Origin of the sequence: Streptomyces sp. NPDC050703, from assembly GCF_040654435.1 — a bacterium.
In the GTDB taxonomy this organism is placed as follows: Bacteria; Actinomycetota; Actinomycetes; order Streptomycetales; family Streptomycetaceae; genus Streptomyces.
On record NZ_JBFAHX010000019.1, the window covers coordinates 11,973 to 29,561 of the forward strand.

The window sequence follows — 17,589 nt, forward strand, 5'->3', positions numbered from 1 at the left end:
ATGGACGACAAGCGTGCTCTTCTCCTGAAGCTGCTGGCATCCGTACGGCACCAGGCCGCTCCCGCCACCGCGCCGCGCCGCGCCACCGAGGACGTCGCGGTCATCGGCCTCGCGGGACGCTACCCGCGGGCGCGGACACCGGACGAGCTGTGGCGCAACGTCGTCGAGGGCCGCAACTGCGTCGGCGAGGTCCCCGCGGACCGCTGGGACGTGGACGCGCACTACCACCCGGACGCCAAGGACGGGCGCGCGTACAGCAAGTGGGGCGGCTGGCTCGACGACGTCGACAAGTTCGACCCGCTGCTCTTCCAGATCTCCCCCTCCGACGCCGAGGAGATGGACCCCCAGGAGCGCCTCTTCCTGGAGACCGCCTGGGCGAGCATCGAGGACGCCGGCTACCGCCCGCGCGGGCTCGGCGAGCACGACGCGGTGGGCGTCTTCGCCGGGGTCATGAACAACGACTACGAATGGCTCGCGGGCCACGGCAGCGCCTTCGGCGAGCACACGCACGCCCGCTCCGCCCACTGGTCGATCGCCAACCGGGTCTCCTACGTCCTCGACCTGCGCGGACCGAGCCTCACCGTCGACACCGCGTGCTCCGCGTCGCTGACCGCCATCCACCTGGCCTGCGAGAGCCTGCGCCGCGGCGAGTGCGCCACGGCCATCGCCGGCGGCGTCAACCTCATCCTGCACCCCATGCACCTGCGGATGCTGGCCGACCGCCAGATGATCTCCCGCGGCGACACGTGCCGCAGCTTCGGAGCCCACGCGGACGGCTTCGTCGACGGCGAAGGGGTCGGCGCCGTCCTGCTCAAGCCCCTGCACGCCGCCGAGGCCGACGGCGACCGCATCTACGCGGTGCTCAAGGGATCGGCGATCAACGCGGGCGGCAAGACCAGCGGTTACACCGTGCCGAACCCCACCGCCCAGGCCGAGGTGATCACCGCGGCCCTGCGCCGGGCGGGCGTCGCACCGCACACCGTGGGCTACGTCGAGGCACACGGCACCGGCACCCCCCTCGGAGATCCCATCGAGATTGCGGGGCTGCGCGAGGCCTTCCGCACGGGCCCGGACGAGCACGCCACGCCGGGCGGCTGCGCCGTCGGCTCCCTCAAGTCCAACATCGGGCACCTGGAGTCGGCGGCCGGCATCGCGGGCCTCACCAAGGTGCTGATGCAGCTCAAGCACGGCGTCCTGCCGCCGTCCCTGCACTCGGCGGAGCTGAACCCCGACATCGACCTGACCGGCACCCCCTTCCACGTACAGCAGGAGGCGGCGCCCTGGCACCGCCCCGTGCTGCGCGACCAGGAGGGGCGGGAGACGGAAGGGCCGCGCAGAGCCGGCGTCAGCTCCTTCGGCGGCGGCGGCGCCAACGCCCACCTGATCGTCGAGGAGTACCTGCCGCGGCCGGACGGCCCCGGCACGCCCGCGCCCGGCGGCGCCCACGAGGAACCGCACGAGGAACCGCGCGAGGAGCAGCGGGAGGAACTGATCGTCCTGTCCGCGCTGAGCGAGGAGCGGCTGCGGGTCTACGCCCGCCGGCTCGCCGACTTCCTCGACCGGCAGCCGGCCACGGGGCGGACGCTCGACACGTGCGTGCGGGTGGCCGCCGACGTCCTCCGGGTCCTGCCGCACGACCTCGACGCCGACCTCGAACTCGCCGAGTACGGGCTCGGCGCCGCCGAACTCGCCGGACTCAGCGAACGCCTCGGCCTCACGACGACCGTCTCCGACAGGACCACCCTGCGCGAGCTGGCCCGCGACGGGTCCGCGCCCGCGCCGTCCCTCGCCGACTTCGCGCACACGCTGCGCGTCGGCAGGGAGCAGCTCGACGTACGCCTCGCCTTCCCGGCGCGCGAACCGGCGCACGCGCGGGCCGTGCTGCGGGACGTCGCGGACGGCGTGGAGTGCGGCATCGCGCTGAACGACACCTCCCGCAGCCGCCGCTCCCTGCCGGCCGACGCCGGCGACCGGCTCGCGCGCGCCCTCTCCGACGGCGACCTCGCCGAAGCCGCCCGGCTGTGGACCCAGGGCGCCGAGGCCCGGTGGCCCGACAGCGGTGCCCGCCGCGTCGGCCTGCCCACGTACCCGTTCGCGCGCAAGCGGTACTGGATACCGGAGCCCGCGCGGGTGGCCGAGCCCCTCCGCGCCTCCGCGGGAGAGCCCCGGCCCGCCCCGGCCGCGCCACCCGCACCCGAACCGCGCCATGACATACCTGAGCTGGGCTTCTACCAGCCCGTCTGGTGCCCGGAGGAGCTTCCGGAGCCCGCGCACCGCGCGGCCGCCGGCGCCACCACCGGCACGACCCCCGGCCACGAGGTGGCCGTCCTCACCACCGGTGAACCCGGCGCGCTCGCCGAGGCGTTACTGCGCCACCACCCCGGCGCCCGCCTCCTCCGGCTCGACCGCGAGGACCCGGCGGAACTGCTCGCCCGGCCCGTGCGGCACCTGTACCACCTCGGTGGACTGCGCCGCCCCGACAGCCTCGAAGCCGGCCTGCGCGACGGCGTCCTCGCCCTCTTCCGCACCCACGGCGCGGGCCCCCGGATCACCGTGGTCACCGCCGGCGCCCACGACGACAACCCCCACGCGGCAGGCATCCTCGGATACGCCCAGGTCCTCGCCGCCGAATGCCCCCACCTCGACATCACCTGCGTCGACATCGAGGGCACCGAACCGGCGGACGCCGTGCCCGCGCTCCTGGCCGAGCCCCCGCACCCCGCGGGGCGTGCCGTCCTGCTGCGGGCGGGCCGCCGCCACGTACGGCAGCTCGTGCGCACCCCCGTACCCGCCCCGCGGCGCCCGCCCTACCGCACGGGCGGCACCTACCTCATGGTCGGCGGCAGCGGGGGCATCGGCCGCGCCCTCTCCGAGGAGCTGGCCGAGCGGTACCGCGCCCGCGTCGTGTGGATCAGCCGCGGCGGACTCGACGCCGAACAGCGGGCCACCGCCGAGCGCGTGCGCGAGGCCGGGGGGCAGCTGCTGCACCTGCGGGCCGACGCCTCCGACCCCGCGGCGCTGGCCGCCGCCGTCGCCGAGGCCGGACGGCAGTTCGGCCCACCGCACGGTGTCTTCCACGCGGCCATGGCGTTCAACGCGAGCACCATCGCCGAACTCACCGAACCCGAGCTGCGGGCGGCCCTCGCCGCCAAGGTCGACGGAGCGCTCGCGCTCGTGGCGGCGCTGGGCGACGAGCCCCTGGACTTCCTTGCCCTCTTCAGCTCGGTCGGCTCCTTCGTCAGCGCGGCGGGCAACGCCGCCTACGTCGCCGCCAGTTCCTTCCTCGACGCCTACGGACGCCACCTCTCGACCCGGCTCCCGTATCCCGTACGGGTGCTGAACTGGGGCTACTGGGGGCGCGTCGGCTCCGGGGCGCAGCCGGGGCTGCAGGAGGTGTTCCGCAGGACGGGCGTCGCCGAGTTCACCGTGCGCGAAGGGCTCGACTGCCTGGAGCGTGTGCTGGCGTGCGGGCCCGTCCAGGTCATGCCGATCCGCGCCGACCTGCGGGCCCTCGCGGCCCTCGGCCACCGGGCCTCGCCGCTCGGCGAGCGGTTCACCGCGCCCGCACCTGCCGGACCGGGGGCCGACGCCGTCATCGAGGGCTACGACCGCCTCTCCGCGCTCTGCGACCGGGCGCTGCTCGGCGTCTACCGGCGCATGGGCGCCCTCACCCGGCAGGGCGAGCGCGACAGCGTCACGGCGCTCGCGGACCGGCTCGGCATCGTGCCCAAGTACCGGAGGCTGCACGCGGCGCTGCTCAACATCCTCGCCGACGCCGGGCACCTGACCGTGCGCGGCGACACCGTGGAGGTGATCGCCGCCGACACCGACGCCTACGCGGATGGGGGCGGGGACGGCGGCGTGGACCCGGACGTGGCCGGGGCCGCCGACGCGGACACCGGCCTCGCGCACGCCGAGCGCGAGCTCGACCGGATCGCCGCCGACCATCCGGACATCCGGGCCACGGTGGAGCTGACACGCCTGTTCCTGCGGAGCTACCCGCAGGTGCTGCGCGGCGAGACCGGCGCGACCGAGATCATGTTCCCGAACGCGTCGATGGACCTCGTCCAGGACTTCTACCGGGGCAACCCGCTCACCGACTCCCTCAACGAACTCGTCGCCGAAGCGGTCGCCGACCACGCCCGGCGGCGCGCCGGGGAGCTGGGGGCGGGCGAGCGGCTGCGCGTCGTCGAGTTCGGCGCGGGCACCGGAGCGACCACCGAGCGCGTGCTGCCCGCCCTGGCCGACTGGGCCGACCGTGCGGAGTACGTCTTCACCGACATCTCGCCGCAGTTCCTCGACAGCGCCGAGCAGCGGTTCGGCACCGGCCACCCGTTCACCCGGTTCCGTACGCTCAACCTCGAACGCGACCTGTCGGAACAGGGCCACACGCCAGGCAGCGTCGACATCGTCGTGGCGACCAATGTCGTGCACGCCACCGGAGACCTGCGCGCCACCCTGCGCAAGGCGCGGGAGCTCCTGCGTCCCGGCGGCAGGCTCGTCCTCAACGAACTCACCGCGATCCGCAGCAGCATCACCGTCACCGGCGGTGTCCTCGACGGCTGGTGGGCCTTCACCGACGAAGCGCTCCGCATCAAGGACGCGCCCCTGGCCACCGCGCAGACCTGGCAGCGGCTCCTCCTGGAGGAGGGCTTCGCCGACGCCCTGGTCCTCGACCGGGGCGCCCACCTCGGCCAGCACGTGATCATCGGCGTCAACGCGGACGCCGGCCACCGCGCACCGACCACCACCCCCGAGCGGTCCGCGCGGCCCGCCGCCGCCACCCCCTCCGGCCACGGCCCGCTGGACCGGCTGCGCGGCATCGTGACGGCCACCCTCAAGCTGGACGAGCCCGTCGACCCCGACCGGGCCCTCGCCGACTACGGCTTCGACTCGCTGAGCGGCATGAAGATCGCCGCCGTCATCGAGGAGGACCTCGGCGTCCGGCTGCGGCTGAGCGACCTCCTCGAACACGCCACCCTGCGCGAACTGGGCGACCACATCGGCGGTTTGACGGGCGCCGCCCCCGAGCCCGCCGCCCCCGCGGCACCCGACCGCTTCCCCCTGTCGTCCGGACAGCGGGCCCTGAGCGTCATCGAGCAGACGGCGCCCGGCACGTACGCCTACAACCTGCCGCTCGCGTTCTGGCTCGACCCCGGGACCGACCCGGCCGCCCTCCGCGAGGCGCTGCGGTCCATGGTGGACCGCCACCCCCAGCTCCGCGCCCGCCTCGACGGCGACCACCAGATCGTGGAACCGCACCAGCGACTCGCCTTCACACAGGTCGCGTTGGACACGACGTCCGAGGACGCCGTGCGCGAGGCGGCCAGGGAGTGCGTCCGCGAACCCTTCGACCTGGCGCGCGGGCCCCTGCTGCGGGTCACGCTCTTCACCCTCGCCGACGCCCGGCAGGTGCTGCTGCTCACCTTCCACCACATCGTCTTCGACGGCCTCTCCATCGCCGTCTTCCTGCGCGAACTCTCCGCGTTCTACCGGGGCCAGGCACCCGCCGCCGAGCCGCCCGCCACCTTCGCCGACTTCGTCGACCAGCAGAAGGAACTGCTCGGCTCGGAACGCGGCGAGCGGCTGCGCTCGTACTGGCTGCGGCACCTCTCCGGCGACCTGCCCGCGCTGAACCTGCCCTTCGACCGCCCTCGCCCGGCGGTGCCCGGCCACCGGGGCGCGTCCGTCGAGGGACACCTCGACGCGGCCCGTGTCCGGGCGGCGCGGCGCCTCGCGGGCGACGAGCGGACCTCCCTCTTCGTGGTCCTCCTCACCGTCTACACGACACTCCTGCACCGCTACGCGCAGCAGGACCGCATCCTCATCGGCACCCCGGTGGCCGGCCGGCCCTCCGCCCGCTACGCCGACGTCCTCGGCTACTTCATGAACATGGTCGTCCTCAAGCACGACATCGCCGAGGGCCAGGACTTCCGCGGCCTGCTGCGCGAGGTGCGGGATACCACCCTGGAGGCCCTGGAGCACAGCGACTACCCGCTGTTCGACCTCGCCCGGGAGCTGCGGGCCTCGCGCCTGTTCGACACCGCCTTCTACTTCCAGAACTGGGTCGAGGACGACACCGACGTACGCCCGGTCGCCGGCGTGTTCCACGGCGTCCACCAGGAGGGCGAGTTCGACCTGACCCTGGAGGTCGTCGAGGAGCCCGAGGGCGCCCGCTACTGCCTGAAGTACGACCCGGACCTCTTCGACGAGGACACCGTGCGCAGGCTCGGCGAGCACTTCTGCCTGCTGCTCGACTCGGCCCTCGCCACCCCGGACCGCGACCTCGGGGCGCTGTCCCTGCGGAGCGCCGAGGACACGGCCCGCGACCGGGAGCGGCAGCGGCTCGCACGGCGCGACGTCCCCGCCGACCGGGTGCTGCCCGCCCTCCTCGCCGAACAGGTGCGCCGCACCCCCGACGCCGTGGCGGTGGCCGACCGCGGCACCACGCTGACCTATGGCGAACTAGGGGAGCGTGTCGCGTCACTGGCCGCCCGCCTGCGGGGCCGGGGAGTGGCGCCGGGACGCCACGTCGGCGTGCTCGTCGGCCGGTCCGCCGACATGCTCGTCGCCCTGCTCGGCGTCCTGGCCGCGGGCGGCGCCTATGTGCCGCTGGACCCCGACTACCCGGTCGAGCGGCTGCGGTACATGGCCGACGACGCCGGACTGCACCTGGTGATCGCGGACTCCGGGGCCCGCGTCGACCTGGGCGCGCCGGTCCTCGCGATCGACGCCGACGACGACCCCACGGGCGGCCGGGAGGCGGGCGCCCACGCGGTGCCAGGACCGGACGACACCGCGTACGTGATCTACACCTCGGGGTCGACCGGCCGCCCCAAGGGCGTCCAGGTGCCGCACCGGGCGCTGGCCAACCTGCTCCTCTCCATGGCCGAGGAGCCCGGCCTGACGGCCGAGGACCATCTGCTCGCGCTCACGACCGTCTGCTTCGACATCGCCGCGCTCGAACTGTTCCTGCCGCTGATCACCGGCGGCCGGGTCGAGATCGTGCCCGCGGAGGTCGCACGGGACGGCGTCCTGCTGCGCAGACTCCTCGACTCCAGCCCCGCCACGGTCGTCCAGGCGACCCCGGCGACGTGGAAGATGCTGCTCGCGGCGGGCTGGACCGGCACACCGGGGCTGAAGGTGCTGTGCGGGGGAGAGGCCGTCGACCAGGACACCGCGGAGCAGTTGCTCGCCCGCGCGGGCCAGGTGTGGAACATGTTCGGGCCGACCGAGACGACCGTCTGGTCGGCCGTGTGCCGGCTCGCCCCCGGCGAGCGTGTCACCATCGGCCGTCCCATCGCCAACACCGGCCTGTACGTCCTCGACGCGCGGGGCAGGGCGGTGCCGCCCGGAGTCCCCGGCGAGCTGTACATCGGCGGCGCGGGTCTGGCCACCGGCTATCTGGGCCGCCCGGAACTGACCGCCGAACGGTTCGTCACCCTGGACGGCGAGCGCCGCTACCGCACCGGCGACCTGGTCCGCGAGCTGCCCGACGGACGCATCGAGTACCTGGGCAGGCTCGACGCCCAGGTGAAGGTGCGCGGCTTCAGGATCGAACCCGGCGAGATCGAGGCGGTGCTGCACGCGCGGGCCGGCGTCCGCGAGGCCGCCGTGGTCGCGCGGCGGGTCGGCGGCGAGAACGTCCTGCACGCCTTCCTCGTCCTCGACGAGGGCGCCGGCGTGCCGCCCCGCGAGGAGCTGGCCCGACGGCTGCCCGCGCACATGGTCCCCGACGTCCTGGTGGCACTCGGCGCGCTGCCGCGGACGCTCAACGGCAAGGTGGACCGCGGACGCCTCGGCGAGGCACCGCTCGCGGAACTGCGCGGAGAGACGGCAGCGGGCGGACGGACGGCTCTCGCCGCCGCCCCCGCACGGGCCGCCCACGCCACCGCCCGCGTCCCCGAACTGACCGCCGTCATCGCCGGCATCCTCGGCACCGCCCCCGAGGAGGTCCCCGCCGACGTGCCGCTCGGGCAGCTCGGCATGAACTCGATCAGCTTCACCGCCCTCAGCACGCGCGTCAGCGAGCGGTACGGGATCGAGGTCCTGCCCACGCTGTTCTACCGCCACCCGACCGTCGCCGCGGTCGCCGCGCACCTGAGCGAGGTCCTCGGGGACGACACCGGAACCGCGGAAGCCGCGGAAGCCGCGGAAGCCGCCCCCGCCGAGACCGGCCCCGCCCCCCGCGGCGGCGACGTGGCCGTCGTCGGCATGGCCGGGCGGTTCCCCGGCTCCGCCGACCTCGCTGAGTTCCGGGAGAACCTGGAGCAGGGCAGGGACCTCGTCACCGAGATCCCCGGCGACCGCTGGGACTGGCGGGCGCACACCGGCACCTCCCGTTCCCGCTGGGGCGGCTTCGTCCCCGGTGTGGACCGCTTCGACGCCGCCTTCTTCGGCATCTCGCCGCGCGAGGCCGAGCTGATGGACCCCCAGCAGCGGCTGCTCCTCGAAGTGGTGTGGACGGCGGTCGAGGACGCCGGGTACCGCGCGAGCGACCTCGCGGGCAAGCGCGTCGGCGTCTTCATCGGCACCACCAACTCCGACTACGCCGAGGTGCAGCGGGCCGGCGGCAGGACCGCCGAGGCGCACACGCTCACCGGCGCCGCGCTGTCGGTCATCCCGAACCGCGTCTCGTACCTGCTCGACCTGCGCGGGCCGAGCGTCGCGGTCGACACCGCCTGTTCCAGCTCGCTCACCGCCGTCCACCAGGCCGTCGGCGCGCTGCGCGACGGCACCTGCGACCTCGCGATAGCGGGCGGCGTCAGCCTCATCCTCGACCCCCGGCTCTACGCCGCCCTGAGCCGCAACGAGATGCTCAGCGAGGACGGCCGGTGCAAGGCCTTCGACGCCTCGGCCAACGGCTACGTACGGGGCGAGGGCGTCGGCGTCGTCGTGCTCAAGGACCACGCGGAGGCCCGCCGCGACGGCGACCGCGTCGCCGCGGTGATCAAGGCCGTCGCCGTCAACCACGGCGGCCGCACCACCTCCCTCACCTCACCCAGCCCCACCGCGCAGGCGGAACTCCTCGTCGAGGCGTACCGCGCGGCCGGCGTCGACCCCCGCACGGTCGGCTACATCGAGGCCCACGGCACCGGCACGGCCCTCGGCGACCCCATCGAGATCAGCGGTCTGACCGAGGCGTTCGAGCGGCTCGGCGCGGGCGGCCGGAGCGGCGGGGACAGCGGGAACGCCGAGGACGGCGGGGACGGCGGGGCGACCGATGCCCGGCGCGCGCACATCGGCATCGGCTCGGTGAAGACCAACATCGGCCACCTGGAGGCCGCCGCGGGCATCGCCGGACTCCTCAAGGTGGTCCTCGCGCTGCGTCACCGGACCATCCCGGCCAGCCTGCACTTCCGCGAGCGCAACCCGTACCTCGACCTGGACGGCGGCCCCTTCGAGATCGTCGACACCACCCGGCCCTGGCCCGCGCCGCTCGCCGACGACGGCTCCGCGCTGCCGCGCCGCGCGGGCGTCAGCTCCTTCGGCTTCGGCGGCGCCAACGCCCACGTGGTCATCGAGGAGGCCCCCGCGGGGCCGGACGCCGCGCCCGCCGAGGACAGCGGCGACCCGGAGCTGTTCGTCCTCTCGGCGCGGACCGAGCGGGCCCTGCGGTCGCAGGCCGCGCGGCTCGCCGCCCACGTACGCGCCGCCGAGCCCGCGCCCGCCGACGTCGCCCACACCCTGCGCGTCGGCCGCGAGGCCATGGACGAGCGGCTCGCCTTCGTGGCCCGTGGCCGCGCCGAACTCCTCGCCCGCCTCGACGCCTGCGCCGAGGGCCGCACCCCCGAGGGCGTGCTGCGTGCCCGGATCACCCCGGGTCAGCGCCGCGCCGCCGCCACGCGCGGCAACGCCTGGCGGGAGTTCGTACGGGCGCTGTCCGCCGAGGGCGACCTCGCGTCCCTGGCCGGGCTCTGGACCGACGGGGCGGACGTGGACTGGTCCTGGCTGCCGCGAGGGCGCCGCATCGGCCTCCCGACGTACCCGTTCGAGCCGACCCGGCACTGGATCGACGGAGCGACCGGCGCCCCGGCCGAGGCCGCGACCGACGGCGCCCCGCGCCCCGCGTCGTCGGAGCTGCTCGACGCGAACGTCTCCACGTTCGGCGAGACCGCCTTCGCCAAACACCTCACCGGCCGGGAGTTCTACCTCGCCGACCACCGGGTCGGCGACGAACTCGTGCTGCCCGGCGTCGTCTACCTGGAGATGGCCAGGGCCGCCGGCGAGCGCGCCCACGGCACCGCCCCGGTGCGGCGCGTCGACGAGATCGTCTGGGCCGCGCCCGTCACGCTCACGCCCGGCCACCCGCGTGACCTCAAGGTGGTGGTCGCGCCCTCCGGCGACTTCGAGATCGCGGGCGAGCGCCCGCACGCCAGGGGCCGCCTGGTCTTCGGGCAGGACGGCACCGGGCGGGACGCCGCGCCCGCGCCGATCGACCCGGCCGCCGTCCGCGCCCGCTGCGGCGAGCACAGGACCGGCGAGGACTGCTACGCCTACTTCGCGGACCTCGGCTTCCGGTACGGCCCCGCCTTCCGGGTCGTCGAGGAGCTCGCCCTCGGCGACGGCGAGGCCCTCGCGCGGCTGCGCCGCCCCGAGGTCGGCGACCACCGGTTCCACCCCTCGCTGCTCGACGGGGCCCTCCAGGCCGCGGGCCTGCTGGTGCGGGGCTCGACGGCACACCTGCCGTACTCGATCGGTTCCGTACGCCTCTTCGGGGAACTGCCCGCCGACTGCCTCGCCCACGTCGTGGCGGTGGAGGGCAGGACCGACGCCCAGGTCTTCGACATCAGCCTGACCGCCCCCGACGGCGGTGTCGTCGCGCGCGTCGAGCGGTTCACGCTGCGGGCCGTGCCGGACGCGGGGCGCGCCTCCACAGCAGCCGCCGAGACCGCCGAGACCGCCGAGACCGGCGTGCTCGCCTTCGAGCCGTACTGGCAGGAGGCACCGGCCGCCGACGCGGAGGCCGAGCCGGTCACGCTGCTGTCCGTCATCGACAGCGGGGACGGCCGCGCCGAGGCCCTGCGCGACGAACTCGCCGCGCTCGCGCCGGACCTGGACGTCGTGACCGGCGACCGGTCGCGCGCCTCGCACCTCGTCCACCTCACCGCGGCGGAGCCCGGCGCCGGTCTCGACGCGGCGCTGCGCCACGGGTTCCACACCGCCCTCGACGTGTGCCGCACCCGGATCGCGGACCACGGCGGGCCGCTGCGCCATCTGATCGTCCACGAGGACGGGGAGGGCGCCACGGGAGCGGCGCACGCCGCGCACGACGGATTCGCCCGCGCCATCGGCCAGGAGCACCCCGGCATCCGGATGAGCGTGCTCACGCGCACCGGCTCGCCCTCCGCCCGCGAACTCGCCGAACTCGTGCTGGCGGAACTTCCCTGCGAAACCCCCGAGATACGCCACGACGGGCACCGCAGGCTCGTGCGCGCCTGGCGCGAGACCACGCTGCCCCGGGCCGGGGCCTCGCCCCTGGCCGCGGCCGGGGCACACCTCGTCACGGGCGGCACCGGGAAGCTCGGCATGCTGGTCGCCGGGCGGATCGCCCGGCACCCGGGCGCGGGGGTCGTCCTGATCGGCCGGTCCGCCCCCGCGGGGCCGCTGCCCGACGGCTGGCTGCACATCCGGGCCGATGTGAGCGTGCGCGAGGACGTCGAGCGTGCGGTGGCCGAGGCCAGGCGCAGGTTCGGACGCGTGGCCGGAGTGGTGCACGCGGCGGGGACGCTGCGTGACGGGCTCGCGCTGCACAAGAGCCGCGCCGACGCCGACGCGGTGCTCGCCCCCAAGGTGCGCGGCCTGGTCCACCTCGACGAGGCGACCAGGGCGGACGCCCCCGGCTACTTCGTCGCGTTCGGCTCGACGGCCGCGGTCTTCGGCAACGTCGGCCAGACCGACTACGCCTACGCCAACAGCTTCCTCGCCCACTATCTGGAGCGGCGCCCCGGCGGCGGCCTCACCGTCGACTGGTCGCTGTGGCGCGACGGCGGCATGACTCTCGACGCCGCCGCCCGGGAGGCCATGCGGCGCGAGTTCGGCATGGAACCGCTGCCCTCGGAGGCCGCCCTCGACGCCCTGGAGGCCGCCCTGCGCGGTGGCGCCTCCCGCCTCCTGCTGACCACGGGCGAGCGCGCGCGCGTGAGCCAGGCGCTGCGCAGGACCACCCAGCCCCGGCGGACAGCGGCCCCCGGCTCCCCGGCCGGGACCGCGGACAGCGGCGACCTGCGCGCGCCCATGGTCGCCCACCTGCGTGAACTCCTCGCCGATGAGCTGAAGATGGCTCTGGAGGACGTCGCCGAGGACGAGGCCTTCGACCACTACGGCGTCGACTCACTGCTCGTCCTGAGCCTCACGCGGTCGCTGGAGGAACGTTTCGGGCCGCTCTCCAAGACGCTGTTCTTCGAGTACCTGACCATCGGCGAGCTGGCCGACTTCCTGGTCGCGCACCACCCGGCCGAGGCGCGCGCCCTCGTCGCATCCGAGGGGAACACCGGAGACGACGGGGGCGGCGAAGGCGGCGGCGGTGTCCGGGAAGCGGCCGTCGCCCCCGCGCCCGCCGTCCACGCCACCCTGCCCGCGCCGCGCCCCGCACGGGACGACGACGAGATCGTGATCGTGGGGGTGGCGGGCCGCTATCCCCAGGCCGACGACCTCGGGCAGTTCTGGCGCAACCTGCGGGACGGCAGGGACTGCGTGACGGAGGTCCCCGCCGACCGGTGGGACCACGACCGGTTCTACGACCCCGACCCCACGGCCCCCGGCAAGACGTACGCGAAGTGGGGCGGCTGGCTCTCCGACGTCGCCTCCTTCGACCCGATGTTCTTCCGCATGTCCCAGGTGGAGGCGGAGCACATCGACCCGCAGGAGCGGATCTTCCTGCAGACGGTGTGGCACCTCCTGGAGGACGCCGGCACCTCGCGCGCGGCCCTGGCCAGGTCGAAGAGCCGCACCGGCGTCTTCGTCGGCCTGATGTACGGCCACTACCAGCTCTACGGCGTCGACGAGGCGCTCCGCGGCACCGGCGCGGCCACCTCGTCCTCGTACGCGTCGGTCGCCAACCGCGTCTCGTACTTCTTCGACTTCGACGGCCCCAGCATCGCCCTCGACACCATGTGCTCGTCCTCGCTCACCGCCCTGCACCTCGCCTGCCGGGCGATCAGGGACGGCGACTGCGAGGTCGCCGTGGCGGGCGGGGTCAACGTCTCCAGCCACCCGCTCAAGTACCTCCAGCTCGCCAAGGGCGGGTTCCTCTCCACGGACGGCCGGTGCCGCAGCTTCGGCGAGGGCGGCGACGGATACGTGCCCGCCGAGGGGTCGGGGGCCGTGCTGCTCAAGCGCCGCTCGGCGGCGGAGGCCGACGGCGACCGCGTCCTCGCGGTGGTCAGGTCGACGGCCGTCAACCACGGCGGTGCGGGCAAGGGCTTCAGCGTGCCCAACCCCAGGGCGCAGGGCGTGCTGATCGGCGACGCCCTCGACCGGGCGGGCCTGACCCCGGCGGACCTCGACTACCTGGAGGCACACGGCACGGGCACCTCGCTCGGCGACCCGGTGGAGATCACCGGTCTGGTCCGCGCCTTCCAGGGGCACGACCTGACGGGCGTACGCATCCCCATCGGCTCGGTGAAGTCCGCCATCGGGCACGCCGAGTCCGCGGCGGGCATGGCCGCGCTCACCAAGGTCCTGCTGCAACTGCGCCACCGGGAACTCGTGCCCTCGCTGCACGCCGACCGCCTCAACCCGCACCTCGACCTGGACGCCACCCCCTTCCGCCTGCAACGCGAACGTGCGCCCTGGACGCCGCGCACCGACGCCGCGGGCCGCGCCCTGCCCCGCACCGCCGGCATCAGCGCGTTCGGCGCGGGCGGCGGCAACGCCCACGTGATCCTGGAGGAGTACGTGTCCCCGACGCAGCCGCCCGCACAGGAGCCGCCGTACGTGTGCGTGCTCTCCGCGCGGGACGCCGAGCGGCTCGGCGAGCACATCGCGCGCACGGCCGGGTTCCTGCGCGGCGAGGGGCGTGCCGCCGACCCGGCCGCGGTCGCCGCGACGCTGCAGACCCGCGAACCGATGGCGCACCGTGCCGCCGTGGTCTTCGACGGCGTGGACGACCTCGCCGACGCCCTGGAGGACCACCTCGCGGGGGGCTCGCCGCGCGTCCTGACCGGCACCGCGAGCCGCTCCGCCGCACCGGCCACCGGCCGCACCGCGCCCGAACTCGCCGCGGCCTGGGTGCGCGGCGCCCCCATCGACTGGCCGGGCGGCCCCCGCGTCTCCCTGCCCGGCTACCCCTTCGCCAGGGAGCGCTGCTGGCTGCCCGCCGCGGACGCCGTGCGACGGGCCCCCGTCACGGAACTCCGGACCGAGGCGGTGCTCTCGACCGGGACCCCCGTCATCGCCGGACACCGCGTCCAGGGCCGCTCGCTGCTGCCCGCCCTCGCCTACCCCGACCTCATCGCCAAGGTCTTCCGCGACCACGGGCACCCCGTCGACCGGCTGACGGTACGCGACCTCACCGCGCTGCGCCCGCTCGACGTGACCGAGGGGCCCGTGACCGCCGAGATCCGCTGCGTCCCGGCCGGGGAAGACCGCTGGCGCGTCACGGTGACCGACGGCGAGCCCTACGCCACGGCCGAGGTGGTCCTCGGCGGCGCCCCCGGCTTCCGCGAACGGCTCGACGGCCACCCGCTCGGCACACCGGTCCCGCTCGCCGACACCTACGCCAGGGACAGCGCCAACGGCCAGCACTACAGCGGCGCGGCGCGCGCCGAAGGGACCGTCCGCGTCGACCAGGAGCGGCTGACGGCCGAACTCGACGCCCCGGACGGCGACTTCGTGGTCCACCCCGCCCTGCTGCTCGCCGGCGCGGTCGCGGCCGGGTCGCTGCTCGACACCGGCGGCCAGGCGTTCCTGCCGCTGCACATCGGCTCGTTCCGCACGGCGGGGCCGCTGACCGGGGCCTGCACGGCACGGGTGCGGCGTGCCTCGGTGAGCCGCAGGGGCGAGGTCGCCCGGTTCTCCGTGGACTTCTTCGACCCCCAGGGGCGTCAGGTGGCGGAGCTGTCGGAGCTGTCGAGCAAGGCCGTGTCGGGACCGTCCACCGTGGCGCGGCCCGCCGCCGCCCCGGCCCCCGCCGCCGCGCCCGGGGCGGGCCACGTCGAGGACTTCCTGCGGCGGCTGCTCGCCGAACGCCTCGGCACGGACCCGCGGTCGGTCCCGCCGACCGCCGGGTACTACGAACTCGGCCTGGAGTCCGGGCAGGTACTCGGCCTGGTCGAGGCCGTGCGGGACGTGGTGGGGCAGGAGCTGGAGCCCACGCTGCTCTTCGAGTACACCACCGTCCGCGAACTGGCCGCCCACCTCGCGGCCCGCTTCCCGGACGCGTTCGGGTCCGGGTCCGGGGCCGCCGGCGGTCCCGCCACGTCCACCGGTCCCGACACCGGCACCGGCTCGGGCACCGGCTCGGGCACCGGCTCCGGCACTGGCTCGCGCTCCGGCACCGGCTCTGACACCGGCTCGGGCACCGTCACCGGCTCGGGCTCGGGCTCCGGCTCGGGCTCCGGCACCGGCTCCGACACCGGCACCGTCACCGGCTCCGGCACTGGCACCGTCACCGTCACCGGCTCCGGTCTCGACCGCGTACGGCGGGACGCCGTCATCCCGCCCGCCCCCGCGCCCGCCGCGCTCCCGGCCGAGGAACTGGACCGCCTGATCGCCCGTGAGGTGCTGCACCGCCTGCGCGCGTCCGGCGTCTTCACCGACACCGGCGCCGAGTCCGTGGAAGGGATCGCGCGGCGCCTCGGCGTCGTGGACAAGTACCGGCGCTGGCTCGACGAGGCCGCCCGGCTGCTCACCGCCACCGGCCTGACGCGCCACCACGGCGACGTCCTGGAACTCGCGGACGAGCGCACCCCGGAGCCCGACACCACGTGGGCCGCCGTGCGCGAGCGCTTCGCGGACGACCCGTACTGGGACGCGCAGCTCTCCCTCGTCCAGGACTGCGTGGAACGGCTCCCCGGCATCCTGTCCGGCGCCGTGCCCGCGACCGACGTGCTCTTCCCCGGCGGCTCCATGGCCAGGCTCACCGCGGTCTACCAGGGCAACCCCGTCGCCGACCGGCTCAACGACGTGGTCGCCGAGGTGACCGCGGCGGCGGTGCGCGAACGCCTCGACCGCGACCCGTCGGCCACCGTCCGCGTGGCCGAGGTCGGCGCGGGCACCGGCGGCACCACCGCCGTCGTGCTGCCCCGCCTCGACGACTGCGCCGACCGCCTGGAGTACTGGTACACCGACCTCTCCCCGGCCTTCCTCGACCAGGCCGAGCGCCGCTTCGGACCCGGCAGGGACCATCTGCGCTACGGCCGCTGGGACGTCACCGTGCCCGGTGCCGGTGAACGGCTCACCGGCGGCGACTGCGACGTCGTCGTGGCGACCAACGTCCTGCACGCCACCCGCGACGTCCGCGCCGTCCTGCGCAACCTCGCCGCGGCACTGCGCCCCGGCGGCGTCCTCGTCGTCAACGAGGTCACCCGCAAGTCCGCCGTCCTGACTCTCACCTTCGGCCTGCTCGACGGCTGGTGGCTCTACGACGACGAGGACGTACGGCTGCCCGGCGCACCGCTCCTGTCCGCACCCCGCTGGCAGGAGGTGCTGCACGGCACCGGCTACGGCGAGGTGTGGCGGCCGGTCGCCGAGCCGGACGCCTTCGGCGAGGTCCTCGTCGCGCGGCGGGACCCCGGCGACGCGGCACCGCCCGAGGGCACGCGGCTGCTCGTACGGCGGTGGGAGCCCGCACCCGCCGTCGCGGGCCGAGGACCGGCCGCCGTGGCCGTCATCGGGACGGGCCGGCACGCCGCCCGGCTCGCCGACGCCCTGCCCGGCGGCCGGCTGGTCACCTCCGCGGCCGACGTGCACGACGGCTTCGACGCGCTGGTCGACCTCGGCGGCGTGGACCTCGCCGACTGGCTGCCGGTGCTCCAGCGCATGACCGGACGCGAGGCGCTGCTGCTCGGCGTCGGCGACGGCGACGCCCGCGCCGGGCTCTACCGGATGCTCCAGAGCGAGTACGGGCGCGTCCGCTCCCGCTACCTGGAGGCCGACCCGGCGGACCCGGACCTGCCGGACCTCGTGGCGCGCGAACTGGCCGACGGCGGCGACGAGAACGAGGTCACCTACCGGCACGGGACCCGGCAGCGGGCCGTACTCGAAGCGCTGCCCGCCGCCACGGGGGCACCGGTCGAATTCCCCGCGGACGAGCCGCTGCTCATCACCGGCGGCACCCGCGGCATCGGCCTCGCGCTCGCCCGGCACGCCGTCACCCGGTGGGGTGCGCGGACCCTCGTCCTCACCGGACGCGAGCAGCTGCCGCCGCGCGCGGAGTGGGACCGGCACGGCACGGACACGGCGCTCGGCCGCAAGCTCGACGGGCTGCGCGCCCTGGAGCGTACCGGGGTCAGGCTGAAGGTCCTCTCGCTGCCCCTGGGCGAGGACGCCGCCGCCGTACACGCGGGCCTGGAGGAGATCCGCGGGGAGTTCGGTCCGATCGGCGGAGTGCTGCACGCCGCCGGACTCGTGGACCGCGACAACCTC

The 17,589-nt window shown here is 75.4% G+C and carries 1 protein-coding gene (cut by a window edge); it reads left to right on the forward strand.

Translation table 11 applies throughout. From position 1 onward, the window contains the following. Positions 1-17,589: the 5' portion of an amino acid adenylation domain-containing protein gene (locus tag AB0I16_RS19165; RefSeq protein ID WP_363250600.1), read on the forward strand. 5,805 nt of this gene lie beyond the right edge of the window; 17,589 of the gene's 23,394 nt are visible here — the first part of the coding sequence; it begins with the start codon at positions 1-3; the stop codon falls past the right edge of the window.